The following is a 21,413-nucleotide window of genomic DNA, read 5'->3' as shown; positions in this document are numbered from 1 at the left end:
AATCAACCTGAAGCAATTCATCATCCTGCTAAAGCACCGTAATGTGTTTTTGCCGTAAAACCTCAAGCATTTGTTTATCAGGCTCACCATCTGTGATCGGCGCCAGGTCGCCAATAGCAAACGCAGAATGCCCGAAGCATGCATCGTTGCTCATGCTCAATAAAAAATTGTTATCACGTTCGCCGTTTCTGCTGAATAACCTTTCGTCCTGTGTCTGATTTATAATTTTTAGGGATATGCCCTCAGCGTGCCGTTGCGGTGTACACTAGCGAGCTGGATTCAAATCACCACAATATGGAGTCTATGTGCCCCGGGCCTGGTTTTTTCTTTTAATGGCAATAGTGTCTGAAGTAAGCAGCGTTATATTGATGAAATTATATTCGACGCAAGGCAATCTTACGGGCATGTTGTTTATGTATTTCGCCATCGGTTTGTCTTTTACTTTTATGGCGCTTGCGCTGAAAAAAATCTCACTTGCGGTAGCTTACGCAACCTGGGAATCACTGGGTCTGCTCGCGATAGCCGTTATTGGCAGCTTCTTCTTCAGAGAGCATCTGAGCGTACTTCAGCTTACGGGAATTGGCCTGTTGCTGGGGGGCGTTGTAGTCGTTAATATCGCAGAAAATGCGCAGAATGAATAAATGTCGATATTTATCCCCTATTACTATCTTGCGATAGCCATCCTGCTTGAAGTAACGGCTAACGTCTTTCTTCAGCGTTCGGCCGGTATGGCCAAAAAGATTCCGGGCGCAGTGGGCATACTGCTTATTCTTGCATCCTTTACTGCGTTAGCGCAGGCCTTGAAAGGCCTGGAGATGGCCACTGCGTATGCCATATGGGGAGGCTGCGGCATTCTTTTAACCGCACTGTCCGGATGGATTATTTTCAGGCAACCTCTTGGTCGCAAAGCGTGCGCTGGCTTGCTTATGATTACGGCAGGCCTGCTGCTGCTTGAGCTTGGGTGATAATATTTTAAGCCTGCCACGATACTCTCTTTTGCTTCAACTCACCCAGCTGGCAGGCGCTTCTTGCCCTGCCTCTGTGTCCGCTAAGGCGCCAGAGTGGCAGCCACCGCATCTTTCGGGCTACTGACGCCTGGGTAAAGTAACGCAAGAAAAAATTATGCCGTTTACCGCACGCGCGTGGCGGCAAGCCTGTTATACATCTGGAGCGCCCGCAGTAGCCTGACTGCCTGCGCCAACGCGCGGTTATTCACGGCATCAGTCAGTGTTTCAGGTGACGGCCGTAAGGAAATGGCTTCCTTACGGCCAGCAACGTCACCATTCAACGCAGATTTTACCCACGTGAGCGCCGCTTTGCTGATAAGAGAAAGCCTCGCCAAGCTCCTCATATTTAAAAACACGATCGATTACCGGCTTCTTGTTCATTATCTCAAGGGCTTTAACAAAATCACACTGATCCTGGCGGCTTGCCACAATCACGCCTTTAATTTGCACCTGCTTCGCCAGAAGGGAAAGGACAGACAAGGCAGCCTCATCGCCTGAAAGGATACCAATCTGCGCAATATGACCGCCTACCTTGATCGATTTCAGGGATTCATTCAGGGTTGCCGGTCCGCCTACTTCGACCACATGGTCTACGCCAAACCCCTGGGTCAGCTCAAGAACTTTATCTCCCCATGCAGGCGTTGTTCTGTAATTGATAATTTCATCAGCGCCCAGTTCGCGCACAAAGGCGAGCTTTTCATCGGAGGATGAGGTAGCAATGACTTTGGCCCCCATTGCTTTAGCTATCTGTAAAGCAGCGACGGAGACGCCGCCGGTTCCCTGAACCAGCACCGTTTCTCCTGCCTTAAGGTGCCCGTCTGTTACCAGCGCCCGCCAGGCCGTCAAAGCCGAGGTGGTGATGGTGGCTGACTCTGTATGGCTCCACCCCTTCGGCGCATGGGTAAAGGCGTTTTCCGAACGTACAACGTATTCACTGGCCATGCCATCAACACCGTCGCCGGGCGTGTGCGCAAAGCCGCCCACGGTGGGTACAGGCTTGCCGGCCAGCCAGTTGGGAAAAAATGTAGAAACCACGTGTTCGCCTGCTTTAAACGCTTCAACGCCTTCTCCAACCTCCTCTACTATTCCCGCACCATCTGACAGCAGGATCCGTCCATCTTCAGTAGGAAACTGCCCGGTTGCGACGATTAAATCATGAAAGTTTAGCGAGCTGGCTTTAACCGCAACCCGAATTTCACCTTTGCCGGGCCTGCCCGGATCGTCAATATCTGACACGATAATGTTATCCAGGCCGCCGGGGGCTTTAAGCTGTATTGCTTTCATCGGGGATCTCCTGTTTGGGCATGCGTTTTATGTAATAACCCAGTTTAAACATAATTACAGGGCCACGCTGTCGAAGAGGGCCTTTTGTTACACTGGTGGAATTATAAAAAGCGTTTAAGCTGTCCGTCCGGCCACCTCCAGCAATATATCTATAACGGATTTAGCGGCTAAACCCGGTACTGACGTGCTGCCAATGTGATGGATCTGCGCAATGACGTTATTCAGCGTTATCTGTAGCAGCAAGCTTTCCGCTTCACAGCGCGCAGGCCACTGCAACAATCCTTACTTTTTGCATGTTTGCTCTTCCCCATTGCCTGGATATCGCCTTAATGAAGGCTGGATGCCTGGCTCGCAGACCGGCCGACAGGAAGGTTTTTTGCTTATTACCATGCCCCATATTGTAGCTTGCACACGGAAACGCTCTGTTTCTCTCCAGGGCGGCAGCGAGAAGCAGGTGAACCAGAAAAAATGCGGTACATGCTTAGCGGGCCGCCACCCGGCTGCCAGCTGTGCATCCTCTTTGACAGGGATCTTTGCGCAACGGTAGTCCTGTCTCAGTTTTGATCATGAAGAAGGTTCATGTTCATTGAAAACAAATCACTTTTCCTCAACCAGCGACTCAGGCATAAAGTATGGATTGTTAATAACTTTAGATAATATGAAATCTGGGATGCCCTGAAAGGCAACAAATAAATCAGATTTATAACAAACCAGGATACCAGACGGCCATGAACAAAGCGTTTACCTTTACCATTAAAAGCCTTCGTTTCGACGAAAACTATAACCCCTCCGGGAGTACGCGCATCACCACCAACTTTGCCAATCTGGCGAGAGGTGAGAGACGTCAGGAGAATCTGCGTAACGCTTTAGTGATGATTGATAATCGCTTCAATGCGCTGGCGCACTGGGATAATCCCAAAGCGGATCGCTATTCCGTTGAGCTTGAAATTATTTCCGCTGAGTTAAACGTTGAAGTGAAAGGCAATGCCTTTCCGGTGATTGAAATATTAAAACCTACCATTATTGATAAAAGCACCAGTGAACGTATCGATGGTATCGTAGGCAATAACTTTTCCTCTTACGTACGCGATTACGACTTTAGCGTCTGGCTGCCGGAGCACAATAAAAGCCAGCCCGAATTTACTATCCCCGAAGATTTTGGCAAGCTGCATGGTAATATATTTAAACGCTTCGTTAATTCAGCGGCCTACACGGAAAATTTTAATAAAGCGCCTGTGATATGCCTGAGCGTTTCCACTAAAAACACCTATTGCCGCACGACTAATCAGCATCCTGTACTGGGCTTTGAATATCAGCAGGATGAGCCTTCTCTGACCGATATCTATTTTGCCAAAATGGGGCTGCAGGCGCGCTATTTCATGCCGCCCAACAGCGTTGCGCCTTTGGCCTTTTATTTTCATGGTGATTTGCTCAGTGATTACACCAATCTTGAGCTAATCAGCACGATCAGCACGATGGAAACCTTCCAAAAAATTTACCGGCCTGAGATTTACAATGCTAATTCCGCCGCAGGGGCATTGTATCAGCCCAACCTGACACACCAGGATTATTCGTTAACCCGAATTGTTTATGATCGAGAAGAGCGCAGCCAGCTGGCTGTTGAGCAGGGCAGGTTTACTGAAGAGCACTTCATTAAACCCTACCAGACTATTCTTGAGCAGTGGTCTGCCAATTCCGCTCTTTGATAAACCGAAAATATAAGGTCATCTTTTATGAAAAAGCTTTTACCGACATCTACTGCTGGCAGCTTACCTAAACCTTCCTGGCTTGCGCAGCCGGAGACGCTCTGGTCACCCTGGAAATTGCAGGATCGGGAACTGATTGAGGGTAAGCAGGATGCCCTTCGCCTGTGCCTTGACGATCAGCTGCAGGCAGGCATTGATATCGTCAGCGATGGCGAGCAAACGCGCCAGCATTTTGTCACGACGTTTATTGAGCATCTCAGCGGCGTTGATTTTGAAAAACGTCAGATCGTCAAAATCCGCGATCGCTATGATGCGAGCGTTCCTACGGTCGTGGGCGAGGTGACCCGGCAAAAGCCCGTATTCGTTGAAGATGCTAAATTTTTACGTCAGCAAACCCAACAGCCTATTAAATGGGCCTTGCCCGGCCCTATGACCATGATCGATACGCTTTACGACAGCCATTATAAAAGCCGCGAAAAGCTGGCCTGGGAATTTGCCAAAATTCTTAATCAGGAAGCCAGAGAGTTAGAGGCGGCCGGTGTCGATATTATCCAGTTTGACGAGCCGGCTTTTAATGTCTTTTTTGATGAGGTTAACGACTGGGGAATTGCCGCGCTGGAAAAAGCCATCGAAGGGCTTAAATGTGAAACCGCCGTGCATATTTGCTATGGCTACGGCATTAAAGCCAATACGGACTGGAAAAAAACGCTGGGTTCAGAGTGGCGACAGTATGAAGAGGTTTTCCCTAAGCTGAAAACGTCGGCTATCGATATCATTTCGCTGGAATGCCAGAACTCTCATGTACCAATGGATCTTATCGAACTGATCCGCGGCAAAAAGGTGATGGTTGGGGCTATCGATGTGGCGACCAATGCCGTTGAGACGCCCGAAGAAGTAGCCAATACGCTACGTAAAGCGCTCCAGTTTGTCGATGCCGACAAGCTTTATCCTTCCACCAATTGCGGCATGGTGCCTTTATCCCGTCAGGTAGCAAGGGGCAAGCTGAATGCCCTCAGCGCCGGCGCAGAAATCGTTCGTAGAGAAATTTTGGCCAGGTAACCTTGCTGACCAGCTAATTTTCTGAAAACTCAGTCCGGATTGGGCCATGCCAGCCGGACTGAGTGATAAATACCGTATTCAGCAACGTTATTCCCTGCCAGGACGTCTCCCAGCTATCTCCTGTTCATCCCGGATCATTCAGCGCTCCCTGTCTGCAACCTTTACCTGCGCATTGTGAAATACACCACATAATTTAATCGGTACTCTCAAGAGTTTCTTCACGATGACGATACAAACAGTAATCATCTGCCTTTCGGTATTCTCCCATGAAAGTTTCAACCCGTATTGTCGGAGGCTTCGGCCTCATGGTACTGCTGCTGGTCATTTGCGCCGGCGTGGCTATCAATGCTCTTAACCACGCCCGGGACGATATGGGTGACGTGGTAAACGTCAAAATGAAAAAGTTCCAGCTTGCGCTGGATATGCGCGCCAGCGTACGTGATTTGTCTATCGCGGTAAGAAACCTGGCGTTGCTGACCGACCCGAAGGAAATGGCGCCCGAATGGGACCGCGTGCAGACCCAGAAACGTCTGTTCCTCAAAAACCGTGAGGAGCTGGGTCGGCTGATGGAAACGGATTCGGTACCGGCGGGCCGGGAGGCATACCGGAAAATAGTGGAAAGAGAAGGGCCGGCGCTGGCAAGCTTTGAAAAGGCAGGTCAGCTTGGATTGCAGAATCTGCAGCAGGAGACCGTGACTTACCTGATGACCGTCTCTCGCCCGGCGCAGCGGTCGCTGCAGGAAGCCCTCAATACCCTGACAGAGGTGCAGATGCAAAATGCCCGCAGCGCCGTGGAAAGCAGCAGCGATCAAAGCCGTCGTGCCGGGCTTCTGTTGGTCGGCCTGGTGCTGGTATCTGTGCTGCTTGCTGGCGGCACCGGTTTCATGACTATACGGATCCTGATGCGCCAGCTGGGCGGTGAACCGGCGCAGGCGCAGGTACTGGCGGCAGCGATAGCCGACGGTGACCTGACGTCTCAGGTCATGCTTCGTCCCGGCGATAATACCAGCATGCTGGCATCGCTCGCCCGAATGCAGAATCGCCTGGGCGAACTGGTATCGAGGATTAAGGACGCTTCGGCTTCCGTAGCCCTTGCCTCTGATGAAATCGCCAGAGGGAATACCGAACTCTCGGCCCGTACTGAACAGCAGGCAGCTGCGCTGCAGGAAACGGCCGCAAGCATGGAAGAGTTAACCGCGACGGTGAAAAGCAACACGGCGGGCGCCACTTATACGGCTGGATCGGCGCGGGAGGCGGCCGCGCTTGTCCGTGACGGTGAAAAAAACGTGCGCCAGATGACCGAAACGATGGCCGATATCTCTGCCAGCGCGGCGAAGGTTCGCGATATTACCGGCACCATTGAGAGCATTGCCTTCCAGACGAATATTCTGGCGCTGAATGCGGCGGTTGAAGCCGCACGCGCTGGCGAACAGGGGCGGGGATTTGCCGTGGTGGCCAGCGAGGTCCGCACGCTGGCGCAGCGTAGCGCGACGGCAGCGCGGGACATCAAAGGCCTGATTGAAAACGCGGTGACCATGGTGGAGGCTGGCGTGGTAGTGGCCGACGGCACTGCGGAAAATATCATGAGCGTGACCGGGAAGGTCAGCGAGCTGGCTGAGGCAATGGATGAAATCGCGCTGGCTTCAAACGAGCAGATGCAGGGCATTTCTCAGGTGACCGTGGCCGTTGGCCAGATGGACGGCGTAACCCAGAGCAACGCCGCGCTGGTAGAGGAGTCCACGACCGCTTCTCAATCGCTGGCGGAGCAGGTTCATGCCCTGAGAGGAATGGTGGATACCTTCCGCGTCTGAAGAGGAGAGCCCCGGGAGCAGGCTAAAAAGCCGCTCCCGGCTGGCTCGCTATGCAACCGATAAACCATCCCCGACGCTTTTCTTCTGTCCTTTGACTGCGTGCACGGCGGGTCATGACGCCTCTCAAGAGGATATCCAATGCCGGGCCTGAAACCGGAGCCGATCGCGCAACGTTGCCCTTGTGTCGGCCAGTCAATGCCGGTGTACAGGCTGGACGAATGCAGTAAAATTATTGAGATAAAACAGGATGCTACGTGTTAATCTTAGCAATCTTTAAGGCCGGGCCGGTGCCTGGTGATGCCATTCTTACATTTGTCGTCTGACAGCAGTAATGAAATCGGCCCGGACGATGCAGAAAGCAGCTAAAATTGACGTTAAATTAAATATCTGGAGTAGCTTATGAACGATGAAATCCCGCTTAAATACTACGACATCGTGGATGAGTATTCGACAGAATGCGCAGCACCCGTGGCTGAGGCAGAGCGTAAATCCCTGGCGCACTATTTCCAGCTGCTGCTCGATCGCTTATCAAATAATGAAGAGATCGGTGAAGACGCGCAGAAAGAGATGGCTAAAGAAGCCGGTATCAACGAGAGCCGTATCGATGATATCGCCTCGTTTCTTAATCAGTGGGGCAACGAGTAGTTTTGTCACAGCAGCCGTTAAGGCTGCTTGTCTGTGTCGGCAGCAATTTTTTCAGATAACTTTACTGAGCGAAAATTAGTACCCCTGTGTGATAATATTTATCGGAAATAAATCGCTGTAAATTTAAGTAAAAACGAATGATTTATAACAATAACGAACCGATGATATTAAGCCAAATTTAACCGTTATTTACCCCGTTATTCAGGGCTAAAATTCAGGATCCGGACAGGAAAAGATGCCACCATTACTCCCCCTTCGCACGATAACGGTTTTGGCGCTGATGATTGTGGCGGGCTGTTCTTCCCATAAGCCCGATGAAGCGAACGATAATAGTCCCGATACCACCCATCGCGCTGGCGAACCCGATCTTATTCCGGTTATCGCGGCATTACATGACCAGATGTACGCATGGGAAGGGACGCCTTACCAGTGGGGCGGTACGGAACTCTCCGGCGTGGACTGTTCGGGCTTTGTCTGGCGAACCCTTAAAGACCGGTTCAATTTACCCATGAAGCGAGTCACCACCAGCCAGCTGATCCATATGGGAAAACGTATCCAGCCCGATCGTTTGCAGCCTGGCGACCTGGTCTTTTTCCGTATTAACCGCCAGATGCACGTAGGCTTTTATGATACGGACCGGCATTTCCTTCACGCTTCGGCCAGCCGTGGCGTAATGCGATCGTCACTGGATAACGTTTACTGGAAATCGGTATTTCTGGAAGCGCGCAGGCTGCCGAACGAACACGGTGCCCGGATATCATTTAATTATGATGAAGACGATAAGAACGTTCTGGCTAAAAATTAACGCCGGTTCTGGATTTGCAATATATAAGCCTTCGGGCCAGGAAAAATATTTACAGGATCATAGCGTGGGCTGCCAGGACCACGCTGTGACACAGATTTTTCCTGACAGACTTCTTTATGCTGAGCAGTACAAACCGTCGAAAATATTTGTTTAATCTTCTCCGCACCTGCCGATGTTACAGACAATGGCTCCCCCTCGCTCTCCCTCCCGGCTGAAGATCCTTTAAACCTCCGCGCCTTCCACTGGCTGTCATCTGACAACACCGCACTGGTAAGAGATAATAAATGGGCACCAGCCTGATAAGGAAATAATGGGTCAGTTTCCAGAACCAGACTTATCAACTGATGAATTTTCTTCGTAGCTTCCCCGATCCATGCTTATGACAGCGCGTTCATTTATGCCTCCGCTTACGGGCCTTTCGGCCGTGCACAACAGTGAAAAATGCTCTTTAAACACGGCCGATAACCCTTCTTTATTACTGACTACCCTTCATCCAAATGCCCTTGCGCTGTTTTTAAGCCCTTTAATGTGATCTTCATCAGACTTTCATTGTTAAACAGATGTTGAATACTGGTTCTTTATTGTGAATGAAGGTTATATTTGTTTCACTCGAAACAAAGATGGCGAAAGCAGCGGAGAGCACCATGGACACCAGCTTCACTTCAGTCGATCAACCAGAAGACGCTAAGCAAAATATACGCCTGATGAAAAAGGCGCTCAGGGAAGAAATTGGCGATGTGGAAGGATTATTCGAACAGGTAAGAGCGAAGATTGTCGGCGAGCTCAAGGCGGCACGTACCGAAGAACAGCAGCAGGGCTCCGCATGGCCGGAAGTCAGCCTGCAAGAGATTGCCGCAGGACGTGTTTCGGAAGAGACCAGGAATTATATTCGCCGCAGGGGGTGTGTGGTGGTCAGGCAAACTTTCAACCGTGAGCAGGCGCTGGGATGGGATAAATCGATGCTCGACTACCTGGACGCCAACGATTTCGATGGCGTGTACCAGGGGCCTGGTGACAACTTTTTCGGTAGCCTCGACGCTTCACGCCCTGAAATCTACCCTGTTTACTGGTCTCCGGCTCAGATGGAAGCGCGGCAGAGCGACGCCATGGCGCAAACTCAGGCTTTCCTGAACCGGCTCTGGAAATTCGAATCGGCAGGTATACGCTGGTTTGAGCCTGATGTGAACATCATCTATCCCGACCGCATACGACGTCGTCTGCCGGGCACAACCTCAAAAGGGCTGGGTGCGCATACAGATTCAGGCGCGCTGGAGCGGTGGTTGCTTCCTGCTTATCAAAAAGTGTTCCGCAAAATTTTCTCGAACCGTTTTAATGAATACGATCCGTGGGACGCAGCCTGGCGTACCGATGTTTATGAGTACCAGGCCGGCACCACAACAAAATGTTCGGCATTTCGTACCTTTCAGGGCTGGACGGCGCTTTCTGATATGCAGGTCGGGCAGGGGCTGCTGCATGTCGTGCCGGTACCCGAAGCAATGGCTTATTTGCTGTTGCGCCCGCTACTGAAAGATGTCCCGGAGGAGGAGCTGTGCGGCGTTGCGCCCGGGAAAGTGCTGCCGGTGTCGGAAAAATGGCATCCTGAACTGATTCAGGGATTGTGCTCAATACCTTCACTCCAGGCAGGGGATTCAGTCTGGTGGCATTGTGATGTTATTCATTCCGTTGCCCCGGTAGAAAATCAGCAGGGCTGGGGAAATGTAATGTATATCCCGGCCGCGCCTCTCTGTGACAAGAACGCCGTCTGCGCGGCCGCCGTTGCGCAGGCGCTGGCATCAGGCGAATCGCCCGCCGATTTTCCACAGGAAGATTATGAAGTCACCTGGAAAGGTCGCTTCACCTCTGAAAAGCTGAACGCGAACGGGCGCCGCAGTCTCGGACTGGAATGAGACCCTTGCCGACCCGCTTTCGGCGGATCGGCAGCATTTGTAGCGGCCTGTCTTTCTGGTAAGCTTGCTAAAAAAGCTTACCGGCAGGCACCATGAACGTACGTCATCAGAATATTATTCAGCTCGTCAGTGAACGCGGCAGCGTCAGCGTCAGCGAACTTTCTCAAATCACTGGTGTTTCCGAGGTAACGGTACGTCAGGATCTGAACGTGCTGGAAAAAGGCGGTTTTCTGCGTCGCGTGCACGGATCGGCCGTTGCGCCTGAAAGTGATGATGTGGGCGCAAGGATGCGCACCCGCTATGCCGTCAAGAAACGTCTCGCAGAGCATGCGGCTTCACTGGTGAATGCCGGAGAGGCGGTTTTCATTGAGGGAGGCAGTACCAACGCGCTGCTGGCCAGGGAGCTGAGTGAAAGACGGGACATTACCATTATTACGGTCAGCCACTATATTGCCGGATTGCTCAGGGAGACGGGTGGGGAGGTTATTATTCTTGGCGGCCTGTATCAAAAAAGCAGCGAATCCGTGGTAGGGCCGCTGACCCGACTTTGTATCCAGCACCTCAACTTCCATAAGGTCTTTATCGGCATAGATGGCTGGGACGCGTTGACCGGTTTTACCGGTCGTAATATGCTGCGCTGCGATGTCGTTAACGCCCTGATGGCTAAAAACACCCATACTATTGCGCTGACCGACTCGTCGAAATTTGGTCAGATCCATCCGTATCCGCTCGCCCCTGAACACCCTTTTAGTCACGTCATCACCGATACTGATTTACCCGATACCTGCAAAGAAATTCTTCAGGCGCAGGGGCTGCGTCTGGATATTATTGGTCCCGTCTGAGCCTGGGTTTATCGACAGGCAGCGCCGTTTTCTCTCGCGATATATTGCAACGCTATAAGAGGTTTAGTAAGGGCGGATTGGGCTATACAAACCTACGTGCCCGTTTGGATTTGGTCATTGGGAAAATCGGGTGCTGAAGGCAGGTATAGCATGCGGGATGTGTGGAATAATTTAAATCGAAAAGTGATTTCAGGTGCGGTTTCTGCATACTTTTCAATGCAATACGTCGGAGCCAGGTATAATAACGCGGCCTGGCGTATTGCACAGCCAGCCAACAGGGTACATTTTTTCGGCACCCGCAGCGATCGTAACCCTGGCCTAAGCACCTGCCACCATTAATGCCTGATCCGCGCCAGTTCTTCTTCGCCAAGACCGGTCATTTTCATCACGGTGTTACGATCGAGGCCGTTTTGCAGCATAGTGCGGGCTACTTCAAGCTTTCCTTCTAGCTTGCCTTCGAGCTTTCCTTCAAGCCTGCCTTCATATCTGCCTTCCTGTCGGCCGAGCTGAATACCTTCGGCCCGCCCTTTTTCAATGCCTTTCTGTTCAAGCTGTTGCGCGATGGTCATCAGTGCATCCTCATGTTTCGGCACCCGTTGTGCCAGTTCACGTACAAAGGCCTCTGCGTCTGAAGTTTCGCCTGCCTGTATAAGGTAGTTTATCAGCGATGCCAGCTGCTGTCCTGTAACATGTTCCTTCAGCAGAAGCGTCGCCAGCCGATCCAGCAGCTCGGCCAGATCGCGTTGGTGGATATGTTTTTGCAGCAGCGTCAGGGCCGCCATACTGCGGTGCTCCATGATCTCGTCGTCAGGTATAACCGTAACGTCGACGAGGGGGAAATGACCGCTATAGAGCTTTTCAGCCTGCACCGGATCGGCAAATTCATCCAGCCAGCGCGTGGAGTAAGGATAGGGGCTGCGCCGGCCGGTATAGAATAAAACCGGGATCACCAGCGGCAGCTTTTTATGACCGGCGTCCAGATGGCGCTGCATAGCCGCTATTGCATAGCGGAAAAGCCGGAAGGCCATGTGCTTGTCCGGTGTGGACTGATGCTCAATCAAAACATGCACATAGGCGTCACCTGCAGCTGTTTTCAGACTGTAAAGCACATCGCTAAAATAGGGGCGCAGATTTTCCTCAATAAAACTCCCGGACTCCAGTTTTAGCGTGTTGAAATCGCAAACGGCCTGCAGTTCTGACGGCAGATGCAGCTGCATAAAATCCCGCGCGGTATCGGGATGGGTCAGGAACTGTTTGAATGCCAGGTCGTGTGGCGTTGGAGAGGTTTTCTTTCCGCCCTTTGCTTTTTTATCAGACATAATTGTTTTTACTGCATGCGTGGTGAACGGACTGGCTGCACATTGACCGTAAAGCTTTCATCAGCCCCCTCCCTTATTTGATTGGAAAATCCCTGTTAATTAACCGGTTGTATAGTACAACCGCCTCCTGGCTGGTACAACAGCAGGCTTAAAAGGCGGTAGCTCAAACTCTTTGTCGGGCTGGGCCATCCACAGGGATTACTGTAAATAATCGACCGCTGGCATAAAACCATACTTTTCTGTGCACAGGCTATCCACTTTTTCTGTGGATAAAATGCCTGTCAGGATTGGACCGCTAACGGGCATTTTATGCGCCAGCGTCAGGGGGGCGGCGCAACTGCATAGCGGGCAAATCAGGGTTTCTTCTCCATTAAATCCACCATGGCTCCCTGATGAGCATCAACGTTACGGATATAGCGCATCAACGTTTCCGGTTTTTTCCAGGTTCCTTCCTGCATTATTTGCGCCACGGCATAGCCCTGTTTCGCCATATCCTGCGCTGCACCGACGCGGGCACTATGGCCGCTCCAGCCGCCATAGCGGTTTTTGTTCAGCTTCGCTGATTTTGAATGCCCTGACGTTCGCCAGGCATGGGCGAAAATAGTTTCAAAAGAGGGGGTGCTGAGCGGCCGCTCGGCGATCATTACCGCTTTATTAGAACGATGAACCGGACAGAACAGGAAAGCATCCGGTTCTGCGGCCAACCCCGCAGCCGCAATCCATTCCATCAGCCGCTGGGTAGAAAGATTGCTGAGTGCCTTAATCAGTCCGCCCGTCTGTACGATAGTTTTTGTCCAGGCCACATCAAGAATAATGCGTCCGTCATCGGCAAAGGTGACGTCGCGGACCCGAAGGCGGGAGAGTTCGCTGACGCGCAACAGTGTATTATACGCAACATGGAGGAAAGCCAGATTGCGTTTCTCCCTCAGTAAAGAGGAATTAAACCACAGGCTATCAAGCTTCATCAGGTCAGCGAGTCGGAAAGGGATCGCCTGACCGGTACGCTCGCCGCCTACGACAGCCACGCGGTTAATCTTTTTGATAGTACGGAAAACGATCGGCGAAGTGTTTGGTGGCGTCAATCCGGCGTTACGGTGTAACATCGAAATCAGTGAAGCATGAGTAGCAATCGTCGAAGAAGCTCGCCCTGTCAGCTGTAGGAAATTGAGATAATCGCGAAGATCGGCGTCAGTCATAGGCAAAAAGGTGCGTGCATTCTCCCTGGCCCAGCGATAGCAGACACGCATCACGCTAAGTAGCTGCCGCCAGGTATTGGATGAAAAGGCATCTTTGTCCTGCACGAACTCTTTTAGCCGTGCTGCAATATCTTCATCGGCGGTAAGGGCCGATACCATACCGTTGGCTATGATTTCACCCATTTTCGTCTGATAATCTCCTCAATTTTTTCCGATCGCGCTACGTGGATTCTGCATGAGTAAGAGGGGCTAATCCCCTAATAATTTACGTAGCGATGCCAGTTTACAGGCTGCATTTCAATCACGTATGCCGAGAGATACACAGTCGCTTTTTGCTGTGAACCCGCCTGGAAAAGCATACCTGCTTCCGGGCCTGATGTCCTGACTTTATATAAGTCCCATTATATAAAGTCATTAATTTACGGCTGAAGGCGGCTGAAAGGTTAAAAATCACCCAAAGTGATAACGGTTGGTTAAAACAGGCGCTACCGCTGATAGCCTGTTGCCGTTAATGCCGGAGCCGGTTTTTTCCCACAATAGTCATTCGTTGGGCTAAAGCAGGATAGCCGTTGGTACAGAGGACTCATGATAAGGATGATTAAAAAATCTGATTTTTTCAGAATAAGCTTAGCTTTGATAAGGTAATGTATCGCTTTCCCAGTGCATATTATTATAAAGATGATGCCAGTTTGCATCGGTTGCTAAGTATAAAAAGGCTTCGCCATTATTTTTTGCGAACGATCTCAATTTTTGTGACATGATTATCATTCCATTCCCCTGTATACATGGGCCGGTTTTTATAAACAGGTATAGTCAGGTCGGCAATAAAATCGTCTTTTCTAAAAGCCACCCTTTAATTTTATTTTTTTAACTTTATAAAAAAAATAACATCATGAATTATTTGGTTTTTTATCTATGAAAATGAGATGTTGCTATCCTGATGTTGTTCTGCCACCATCAGAGTGAACGCGCTTTATTTAGTTACCTTTTGTATACGCTGGTGCCCGCCAGAATGCAGATTAACAGATTGATTATCCTGGCCGACAAAGTAATTATAGGTTTCAATTTCATGATTTGGATTTGAACCAGGAGAGTTAAATGGAGGTAATAGCGCTTTACCCTCTGCTCTTGATTCCACCATGCTGGCAATGCCGTTAACTAACGGATTTATAATCCCGTTATCTGTCAGCGCATTCCTGTAAATATCAACAGTCGGTGTTGCTTTTTTTGAGCAGCCGCTAACAGGTAAAATGAGAAATTTTAAATGCCTGAAAATAATAAATCTCTATGGTGATTTACATAAAACCATTGTATTCAGGATGTCCGGTTTTCTGAACAAACAGGAAAGGATAATCACGTCCATAGGTATTAACGCTTTCTTCGTTCAGATGTAATTTTCCAAATAAAAATAACTACAATATAATTTATAAACACATCCTTAATATATGTTTAGTGAAAACTGGAAGGGTGACTTATATTTTTAAGCGGAAAGTGCTCCCTGTCAACCGATACAATACTTCCAAAATATTGCCATCACGCAATCTGCATCTACACTTAACCTTTAATCAGAGGGGGAAATAATGTGCAATAAGATAATAGTTTTTGATGTCAATGAAACGCTTCTGGATACAGGGGCGCTGAACCCCATTTTTGAAAGGGTATTTGGTGACGAACGAATTTTGCGCCAATGGTTCTCTGAATTAATCATTTATTCCCAGTCGCTTACTCTCAGCGGCAGTTACATGCCCTTTGGCGAGCTTGCTGTAGCCGTGTTGCAAATGGTGGCTGAGATAAGAGGTACCATACTTTCAGAGCAAGACATAAATGAATTCCGGAAGCGTCTGGCGACGCTTCCTGCTCACCCGGATGCGTTGCCCGCGCTGGAAATGCTGCGGGCAGCCGGATTTCGTCTGGTGACGCTCACCAATTCATCCACTCAGGCTGGCGAGAAGGTGCTGGAACAATCGGGCCTTGCTCACTTTTTTGAAAAGCAGTTCTCGGTTGAAGAGATCAAACGTTTCAAACCGGCCACGGAGAATTACACCAGCGTGGCACAGAGGCTCGGCGTGAATGCCGATTTGTTGCGGCTTGTCGCTGCGCATACCTGGGATATCCTGGGCGCAACAGCCTGCGGCTGGAAAGGTGCACTGGTTGCTCGTCCGGGCAATGCGGTATTACGCGTTGGCAAACAGCCTGATATTGTTGAAAAAGATCTTATCGCCGTTGCTCATCGCATCATCATTATTGATAGGCCAGAGTAAATGGCATTGGCCGCTTAAGCGTGGGATCCGTAATCTGGCCTGAAAATGGATTGCGGATTTCAGGACCTGAACAAGAATTAAATATTCCCTTAGGTGAAGTAAGATAAGTTTTTCTAAAACCACCTGGTAATGGGTGGCCTTTGCTTTTTATTTTATCGACATTTTAAAGGTAAATCTAAGCAGTCTCTTGAGTTATAAATCATAATCATTATAACTCTGTGCGGATTACATCAGCATATTTACCCGATCGCCTTCTCGGGACCTGAAACAGAAACCGAAAAAGTCATCGGTAGCGGTTATTTTCTTCACGACAATAGCCTGACTTTTTCTATGGCCGTTTCGCCTGATAAGGCAAATTTACAGCACCAATCTGCAATAGTGAATAAAATTTACCGACATGGTCTGTTAATTTGGCAAATTCTGCCGATATAGGATCGGGTTTCTTTTATCGCGCCTGGCAAAGGATGGGCAGGGCGTCTGCAACTTGCCAGAGGTAAATGCTTATTCCAATAGATTTATTTCATTATAAATAACATGATTTCCGGCATGCCATCAATATTATGCGGAATTAAATTGCGTTTTTTAGTGATAACTACTGAATATTCAACTAATTATATTGCCGGGGTTCTCGGATGCACCTGAAACTTTTATGGTTAGCAATGCTTAATATTGTAACCATATTTTTGCTTTCCACCTTATGGGAGTACGGACTTGAGGCGCAGATTTCCGTGCTGCTCGGTCTGGGCTATAGCGCCGATTTTGAAACCAGCGAAAGGCTCAGGTTTATCCTGACGTCCTCTGCCTTTGCTCTGCTGGCCATGATCATTCCTGGCCTGCTGATCGGCAGGCTCATACGCAAAATGCTTGCCGCTGAAAAAAATGCCCTTCGGCTGGCCGACACCGATGAGCTGACCGGCGTGGGTAACCGGAGAGCATTCAGCGCTCGTATTGCCCAGCTTGAAGCGGTCGGGCAGCCTTATTTTCTGACATTACTCGACATAAACGACTTTAAAAGCATCAACGACCTGAACGGGCATCATCAGGGGGATGCCACGCTGATTTCTCTGGCAGGCCTGCTGGCAGAAGCTGCCGGCCCGGAAACCCATGTATTCCGCATCGGCGGTGATGAATTTGCTATGACTTCAGGGGGCGGGCAGCCTGAAGAGGCGGTCAGAACTGCTGCAACCCTCCGTCAGCGCGCTGCGGAGATCCGGACCGGGCCTGATACCATGTTGGGCCTGTCGGTAGGCGTAGCCTGCTCAACCTGTAGCGGAAGCTCTGGCGTGGTGCGGGCGGCGGACCTGGCCATGTACGAAGCGAAACGGGACAAAACGCTGCATCTGGTCCATTTCTCACCGGATATGGAGCAACGATTTCTCCAGAGGGAAAAGCTCGAGCACGACGTTACCGAGGCTATCAAAAGCCATACCATCGTCCCTTTTTTGCAGCCTATTGTCTCCCTGCAAACGGGCCGCATTACCGGATTCGAGATCCTGGCGCGCTGGATACCCGGCCCCGGTAAGGTTATTGCACCTGCGGTGTTTATTCCCGTAGTGGAAAAGCTGGGCCTGATGGACACTCTGACTGTTGAACTGCTGCAGGCCGTCGTTCGCATCACCTCAGGCTGGCCGGCAGGTTTGCATCTGTCTTTGAATATCACGCCGGAGCAGCTGCTCAACCCGGTGCTGACGGACCGCCTGTCCGGCATTATGCGGCAAGCGGCACTGGTACAGCTGGAGCTGGAGGTGACGGAGCAGAACGTGATGACCATTTCAGAAGAGGCCAGACGAGCTATTCGTGCCCTGCGGGACGACGGTATTGGCGTGGTGCTGGATGATTTCGGCACTGGTTACTCCAATATGTCGGTTCTGCTGGGCCTTGGTATTACCCGGATCAAGATTGACCGCTCGTTTATCTCCACCGTTGTGAGCGTCTCGCAGCAGCAAAAGGTAGTGGAAACCCTGCTGGCGCTGTGTCAGGAGCTGAAGGTAACGGTGACGGCAGAAGGAATTGAAGACGCTATTACTCTCGAGTGGCTGCAAAAACGACGCTGTGATTACGGCCAGGGCTATCTTTTCAGCCGGCCCGTACCGGCAGATCGGGCCGCCGCTCTGCTTACCACAGCGAGTGTTCAGGCATGTTTTACCGATAAGCTGATATCTGCGCCATAAGACGGGCCTCCCCCCAGAGCGGGCAGCCTTTTCCCTGACGCCCTGGATCGAAAAGAAGGCGGTCTGGCTGCTGTGTCAAAGCAGCTCTGACAGATAGCCGTCAGCATTAGCTAACTACGCGTCGGTTCGGATGTCATTGGCATTACCCGTTGCCTGAAAGCGACGGATAATGCCACCGCTGTGGCGCGGTTGTTATGCGATCGCCGCCGAATGGCGAAAAACATCTGATCGGCCTGGCTGTTATTTCTGCTCCTGCTTGCTGTTTGCCTCTTTTTCTTTTTCTTTCTTTTTAGCCATATGATGGCCAACCGCACAGCCTGCTGCTGCACCAGCTACGCCATGATGGGCAACGTGGCCTGCCACGCCTCCAGCAGCGGCTCCTTTCAGGCACCCTTTTGCATCAGCCTGTGAACTCATAACCAAAAGCATTCCGGCAGTGATGGCGATTACAGATAATTTTTTCATAATATTTTTCCTGGAGTAAGTGGAGGAAGCCTGAACGCTTCTGAGCATAGTCAATCCGCGCACGCCGCGTCGTCAAAATGCATAAATCTAAAACTTGCTTACCTGCCGTTACGCTTTTGCGCAGCAAACAAAACCGGATTGACGTTGTTTTATGCGCATGGCTTAATTATTCGTCTATCTGCGTAGAAAACCCGGGTGCCCTCTAAATAAAGAGAAGCAAAAAAAACGGCCGGTGTTTTACGGTGGATAGTAATAAAAATCAGGCCGTTTTTCCTGTAATACACTATTCCCCAGGTTTATTGCTGGAATGAAAACCCTTACCTTGCTACTAACTCCGCCGCCTCGGGGAAAAAGATATCAGAGCAGGCTCTTAAAATTAAGTCAGGGTAATGCTAAACCATCAACCTCGTATGGAAGGTTTTAAGCTATTTTTTCTCTTTTATGCTTTGCAAAATAACTTTTTTAAGCCAGTCGGTAGATGATTTTTTACCGCTTCGTTTGTGAGAATATATTTTTACCGTAAAAGGAGGCGCATAAAAAGGTAAGGGAAAGGTTTTAATACTGGCCAGCTCGGCAATCTTGCTGGCTACAAAGGCAGGAATGGCCATCAACAGATCGCTCTCAGCAATAATATGTGGCGAAGCAAGCATCGATGGCGTTCTCAGGGAGATCCTGCGTTCCAGCCCCAGACGCGCGAGGTGTGCATCCAGTAAACCTTTTTTCTCATTCCACGGGGTGACCACTACGTGCCCTGCTGACAGGTACTCCTCCAGCGTCATGCTGAGTCGATTAACATTACTGATAACGACAAACTCATCGCTAAATAAATCAACCTCCTCTAAATCCTGATGTTTACCCTCATTCGCTTCGCTGAAACTCAACGCGAGGTCAATTTCGCCTGCCAGCAGTTCCTTTAGCGCTGGGTTATATGGCAAATGGCACAACTCGAAAGTAATGTCCGGCGCCATTTTTTCTGTTTCCTTCATTAACCCGGGAAATATGCAAAAGGCGGTGTAATCCGTCACGGCAATTCTGAACGTTTCCGTGCTTGCAAGCGGATCGAAGGGCTGTAACGGGCTGAGGTGTTGATTGAGCGTGGATAACGATCCCGCTATATAAGGCGCCAGCTGGCAGGCAAATACGCTGGGGCACATCTTATGCCCCTCACGATAAAATAGCGGGTCCTTGAGAAATTCACGCAGGCGCGTCAAAGCATGGCTCAGCGCTGAAGTGCTCATGGCAAGTTCAGCGGCGGCAAGCCTGACCGAGCGGTGTCGGTAAACAGCATCGAAAACCGGCAACAGGTTGAGATCAAGACGCCGTAGTACATGATGCATGAAATTCACCTGCCATTGATTTTATTGCACTTATTTCATCGAACAATACCGATTATCCTTGCAGGCAGCAAACTATATTGGTGAGAGAAAGTTTATGAGCGTTATTATTCGGCAGGCCGGTCCGGAAGATATGGATGCTATCTGTAATATGATAAATGGCTTATCCGTTTACCGCGAAAGCCCGCCGGAGGCTATGCCAGATGTTGACGAAATCCGAACGTTCCTGTTTTCTGCCGATACCGCAGCGGAGGCCTATCTCTGCGAGATTGAGGGGGATATTGCCGGCTATGCGGTTATCTCGTTGGGCTATTCAACCTGGCCAGGTCGCTACAGCCTTAACGTGGAAGACCTCTATTCGACTCCTGATTACCGGGGACGAGGCGCAGGAAAAGCCATGTTGCAGTATATCGCTCAGCTGGCCGTTAGCCGCCGCTGTAACCGGATCGAATGGAACGTTCTGGAGTGGGATAAGTCAGCCAAAGATTTCTACCGCAGTATTGATGCGCTTCCTCTGAGCGAATGGGTTCGATACCGGCTTGACGGCCCGGCCCTGGAGAGATTCGCTTCGCAGGAAGCTCTCTGAGCCAGCGCGAGGCCGACTTTGAACGTTATTGCAGGTGATTTCCTTCCGGATGTGCCGGTTTCCGACTGCAGGTCTGCAGCTGCCCGTGCAAGAGAAGCACGAAGCAAAAAACCGGCTGAAAAGCCGGTCTGTGCTCCTGTATAAGCCTAAAACCAAGGCCTTACGCTGTCCTTAAAGGGATTTCAGGAATGCCAGAAGATCCACGTTCAGCTGGTCGGAATGGGTGACCGCAAAGCCATGCGGCGCATTGTCATACACTTTCAGCTGCGCGCCTGTAATCATCTCCGCGGCAAGCTTGCCGGTTGATTCAAACGGCACCACCTGATCGTTACTGCCATGAATAACCAGCGCGGGCACGTCGATTTTCGCCATATCCGGACGGAAGTCGGTGGTGGAAAATGCCTTAACGCAGTCCAGCGTGCCCTTGAGCGAAGCCAGCAGCGCAATATTCAGCGTCTGGGTCAGTACGCCTTCTGAAACCGTCTGGCCGGCATTAGTGCCGTAAAACGGTACGGCAAAATCACTGATGAACTGCGCGCGATCCTGGCGCAATCCCGCCAGGATGCCGGCAAAAACGGACTGGTCGACGCCCTGCGGGAAATCATCGGACTTACCGAAGGCGGGCGTTACCGCGCCAAGCAGCACCAGGCCATCCACGCGCGCGGTGCCGTAGTTGTTGATATAACGCGCAACGTCGCCACCGCCCATCGAAAAGCCGACCAGCGTCACCTTCTGCAAATCAAGGCTGGTGATGAGCTCGTTGATATCCGAGGCGAAAGTATCGTAATCGTAGCCGGTCCACGGCTGATCCGAACGGCCAAAGCCGCGGCGATCGAAAGCGATGACGCGATAGCCGTTTTCAGCCAGAAAGTTCAGCTGGTTGTCCCACATATCCGCGTCCAGCGGCCAGCCGTGACTGAACAGCACCGGCTTACCCTTGCCCCAGTCTTTAAAGTAAATTTGCGTACCGTCAGCAGTTTTAATCGTGCTCATTGTCTTTTCCTTGCGATGTTGA

General features: G+C 50.6%; 18 protein-coding genes and 1 pseudogene. 12 read left to right on the top strand and 7 right to left on the bottom strand.

The genetic code is table 11. The features are described from left to right. The first annotated feature begins 305 nt into the window (after window positions 1-305). Both QCD69_RS18215 and QCD69_RS18210 read left to right on the top strand, forming a co-directional pair. Complete coding sequence (locus QCD69_RS18215) at window positions 306-641, top strand: DMT family transporter (protein WP_301253023.1); 336 nt, start codon at window positions 306-308, stop codon at window positions 639-641. Then, entirely contained in the window at window positions 642-965 is a 324-nt protein-coding gene (locus QCD69_RS18210; protein WP_301253022.1) for an SMR family transporter, read from the top strand. It begins immediately after the preceding gene. 312 nt (window positions 966-1,277) lie between these two features. Here QCD69_RS18210 and QCD69_RS18205 read toward each other — a convergent pair whose 3' ends face one another. After that, complete coding sequence (locus tag QCD69_RS18205) at window positions 1,278-2,291, bottom strand: zinc-dependent alcohol dehydrogenase family protein (protein ID WP_301253021.1); 1,014 nt, start codon at window positions 2,289-2,291, stop codon at window positions 1,278-1,280. Window positions 2,292-2,420: 129 nt separating this feature from the next. After that, window positions 2,421-2,570, bottom strand: a pseudogene (locus QCD69_RS18200) (GrpB family protein); the annotation flags it as partial. 449 nt (window positions 2,571-3,019) lie between these two features. On the opposite strand from QCD69_RS18200, the gene QCD69_RS18195 reads away from it, so the two are divergent. The 7 genes from QCD69_RS18195 (at window position 3,020) to QCD69_RS18165 (ending at window position 11,066) form a co-directional block, all read left to right on the top strand. Beyond that, on the top strand, window positions 3,020-3,997 hold the full coding sequence (locus QCD69_RS18195) for a DUF1852 domain-containing protein (protein WP_253461421.1): 978 nt from the start codon (window positions 3,020-3,022) through the stop codon (window positions 3,995-3,997). Window positions 3,998-4,024: 27 nt separating this feature from the next. Then, on the top strand, window positions 4,025-5,056 hold the full coding sequence (locus QCD69_RS18190) for a methionine synthase (RefSeq protein ID WP_253461419.1): 1,032 nt from the start codon (window positions 4,025-4,027) through the stop codon (window positions 5,054-5,056). Window positions 5,057-5,322: 266 nt separating this feature from the next. Beyond that, window positions 5,323-6,867 (top strand): methyl-accepting chemotaxis protein, encoded by a 1,545-nt coding sequence (locus QCD69_RS18185; protein WP_301253020.1) that lies wholly within the window; start codon window positions 5,323-5,325, stop codon window positions 6,865-6,867. Window positions 6,868-7,266: 399 nt separating this feature from the next. Next, window positions 7,267-7,512 (top strand): YmjA family protein, encoded by a 246-nt coding sequence (locus QCD69_RS18180; protein WP_253461415.1) that lies wholly within the window; start codon window positions 7,267-7,269, stop codon window positions 7,510-7,512. A gap of 235 nt (window positions 7,513-7,747) precedes the next feature. Further along, the gene (locus QCD69_RS18175) at window positions 7,748-8,317 is read left to right on the top strand and encodes a C40 family peptidase (RefSeq protein ID WP_253461413.1); all 570 of its coding nucleotides are present in this window, start codon (window positions 7,748-7,750) and stop codon (window positions 8,315-8,317) included. A gap of 644 nt (window positions 8,318-8,961) precedes the next feature. Beyond that, window positions 8,962-10,224 carry a YbiU family protein gene (locus QCD69_RS18170; RefSeq protein WP_301253018.1) on the top strand — a complete coding sequence of 421 codons (1,263 nt, stop codon included), beginning with the start codon at window positions 8,962-8,964 and terminating at the stop codon, window positions 10,222-10,224. A gap of 92 nt (window positions 10,225-10,316) precedes the next feature. Next, a complete protein-coding gene (locus tag QCD69_RS18165; protein WP_253461409.1) occupies window positions 10,317-11,066 on the top strand; it encodes a DeoR/GlpR family DNA-binding transcription regulator in 750 nt (249 codons plus the stop codon). A gap of 335 nt (window positions 11,067-11,401) precedes the next feature. Here the strand turns inward: QCD69_RS18165 and QCD69_RS18160 are convergent, their stop codons facing one another. Both QCD69_RS18160 and QCD69_RS18155 read right to left on the bottom strand, forming a co-directional pair. After that, a complete protein-coding gene (locus tag QCD69_RS18160; protein ID WP_253461407.1) occupies window positions 11,402-12,385 on the bottom strand; it encodes an Rpn family recombination-promoting nuclease/putative transposase in 984 nt (327 codons plus the stop codon). Between the two features lie 353 nt (window positions 12,386-12,738). Beyond that, window positions 12,739-13,764, bottom strand: coding sequence for a tyrosine-type recombinase/integrase (locus QCD69_RS18155; RefSeq protein ID WP_253461405.1), 1,026 nt, complete (start codon window positions 13,762-13,764; stop codon window positions 12,739-12,741). Between the two features lie 1,397 nt (window positions 13,765-15,161). Between QCD69_RS18155 and QCD69_RS18150 the strand changes: the two genes are divergently transcribed. Together QCD69_RS18150 and QCD69_RS18145 are read left to right on the top strand one after the other, a co-directional pair. After that, the gene (locus tag QCD69_RS18150; RefSeq protein ID WP_301253016.1) at window positions 15,162-15,842 is read left to right on the top strand and encodes a haloacid dehalogenase type II; all 681 of its coding nucleotides are present in this window, start codon (window positions 15,162-15,164) and stop codon (window positions 15,840-15,842) included. A gap of 659 nt (window positions 15,843-16,501) precedes the next feature. After that, window positions 16,502-18,013, top strand: coding sequence for a putative bifunctional diguanylate cyclase/phosphodiesterase (locus tag QCD69_RS18145; RefSeq protein ID WP_301253014.1), 1,512 nt, complete (start codon window positions 16,502-16,504; stop codon window positions 18,011-18,013). A gap of 240 nt (window positions 18,014-18,253) precedes the next feature. On the opposite strand, the gene QCD69_RS18140 is transcribed toward QCD69_RS18145, so the two are convergent. Together QCD69_RS18140 and QCD69_RS18135 are read right to left on the bottom strand one after the other, a co-directional pair. Beyond that, window positions 18,254-18,478 carry a hypothetical protein gene (locus QCD69_RS18140; protein ID WP_301253013.1) on the bottom strand — a complete coding sequence of 75 codons (225 nt, stop codon included), beginning with the start codon at window positions 18,476-18,478 and terminating at the stop codon, window positions 18,254-18,256. Between the two features lie 425 nt (window positions 18,479-18,903). After that, complete coding sequence (locus QCD69_RS18135) at window positions 18,904-19,815, bottom strand: LysR family transcriptional regulator (protein ID WP_301253012.1); 912 nt, start codon at window positions 19,813-19,815, stop codon at window positions 18,904-18,906. A gap of 94 nt (window positions 19,816-19,909) precedes the next feature. Here QCD69_RS18135 and QCD69_RS18130 point away from each other — a divergent pair, with 94 nt between their 5' ends. Next, window positions 19,910-20,398, top strand: a complete 489-nt coding sequence (locus QCD69_RS18130; protein WP_301253010.1) for a GNAT family N-acetyltransferase — start codon at window positions 19,910-19,912, stop codon at window positions 20,396-20,398. 171 nt (window positions 20,399-20,569) lie between these two features. Here QCD69_RS18130 and QCD69_RS18125 read toward each other — a convergent pair whose 3' ends face one another. Then, window positions 20,570-21,391 carry an alpha/beta fold hydrolase gene (locus QCD69_RS18125; protein ID WP_301253008.1) on the bottom strand — a complete coding sequence of 274 codons (822 nt, stop codon included), beginning with the start codon at window positions 21,389-21,391 and terminating at the stop codon, window positions 20,570-20,572. Window positions 21,392-21,413: the final 22 nt, after the last annotated feature.

This window comes from Erwinia sp. PsM31 (genome assembly GCF_030433775.1).
Taxonomy (GTDB): Bacteria; Pseudomonadota; Gammaproteobacteria; order Enterobacterales; family Enterobacteriaceae; genus Erwinia; species Erwinia aeris.
The sequence above is the reverse complement of the archived record's forward strand: the minus strand, read 5'-3'. Positions and strand labels throughout refer to the sequence as shown.

Coding starts and splice junctions, on each gene's coding strand:
- QCD69_RS18210 (WP_301253022.1), top strand. CDS start 642: ATGTCGATATTTATCCCCTATTACTATCTTGCGATAGCCATCCTGCTT.
- QCD69_RS18180 (WP_253461415.1), top strand. CDS start 7,267: ATGAACGATGAAATCCCGCTTAAATACTACGACATCGTGGATGAGTAT.
- QCD69_RS18185 (WP_301253020.1), top strand. CDS start 5,323: ATGAAAGTTTCAACCCGTATTGTCGGAGGCTTCGGCCTCATGGTACTG.
- QCD69_RS18125 (WP_301253008.1), bottom strand. CDS start 21,391: ATGAGCACGATTAAAACTGCTGACGGTACGCAAATTTACTTTAAAGAC.
- QCD69_RS18145 (WP_301253014.1), top strand. CDS start 16,502: ATGCTTAATATTGTAACCATATTTTTGCTTTCCACCTTATGGGAGTAC.
- QCD69_RS18130 (WP_301253010.1), top strand. CDS start 19,910: ATGAGCGTTATTATTCGGCAGGCCGGTCCGGAAGATATGGATGCTATC.
- QCD69_RS18195 (WP_253461421.1), top strand. CDS start 3,020: ATGAACAAAGCGTTTACCTTTACCATTAAAAGCCTTCGTTTCGACGAA.
- QCD69_RS18175 (WP_253461413.1), top strand. CDS start 7,748: ATGCCACCATTACTCCCCCTTCGCACGATAACGGTTTTGGCGCTGATG.
- QCD69_RS18155 (WP_253461405.1), bottom strand. CDS start 13,764: ATGGGTGAAATCATAGCCAACGGTATGGTATCGGCCCTTACCGCCGAT.
- QCD69_RS18205 (WP_301253021.1), bottom strand. CDS start 2,291: ATGAAAGCAATACAGCTTAAAGCCCCCGGCGGCCTGGATAACATTATC.
- QCD69_RS18190 (WP_253461419.1), top strand. CDS start 4,025: ATGAAAAAGCTTTTACCGACATCTACTGCTGGCAGCTTACCTAAACCT.
- QCD69_RS18140 (WP_301253013.1), bottom strand. CDS start 18,478: ATGAAAAAATTATCTGTAATCGCCATCACTGCCGGAATGCTTTTGGTT.
- QCD69_RS18150 (WP_301253016.1), top strand. CDS start 15,162: ATGTGCAATAAGATAATAGTTTTTGATGTCAATGAAACGCTTCTGGAT.
- QCD69_RS18170 (WP_301253018.1), top strand. CDS start 8,962: ATGGACACCAGCTTCACTTCAGTCGATCAACCAGAAGACGCTAAGCAA.
- QCD69_RS18165 (WP_253461409.1), top strand. CDS start 10,317: ATGAACGTACGTCATCAGAATATTATTCAGCTCGTCAGTGAACGCGGC.
- QCD69_RS18135 (WP_301253012.1), bottom strand. CDS start 19,815: ATGCATCATGTACTACGGCGTCTTGATCTCAACCTGTTGCCGGTTTTC.
- QCD69_RS18160 (WP_253461407.1), bottom strand. CDS start 12,385: ATGTCTGATAAAAAAGCAAAGGGCGGAAAGAAAACCTCTCCAACGCCA.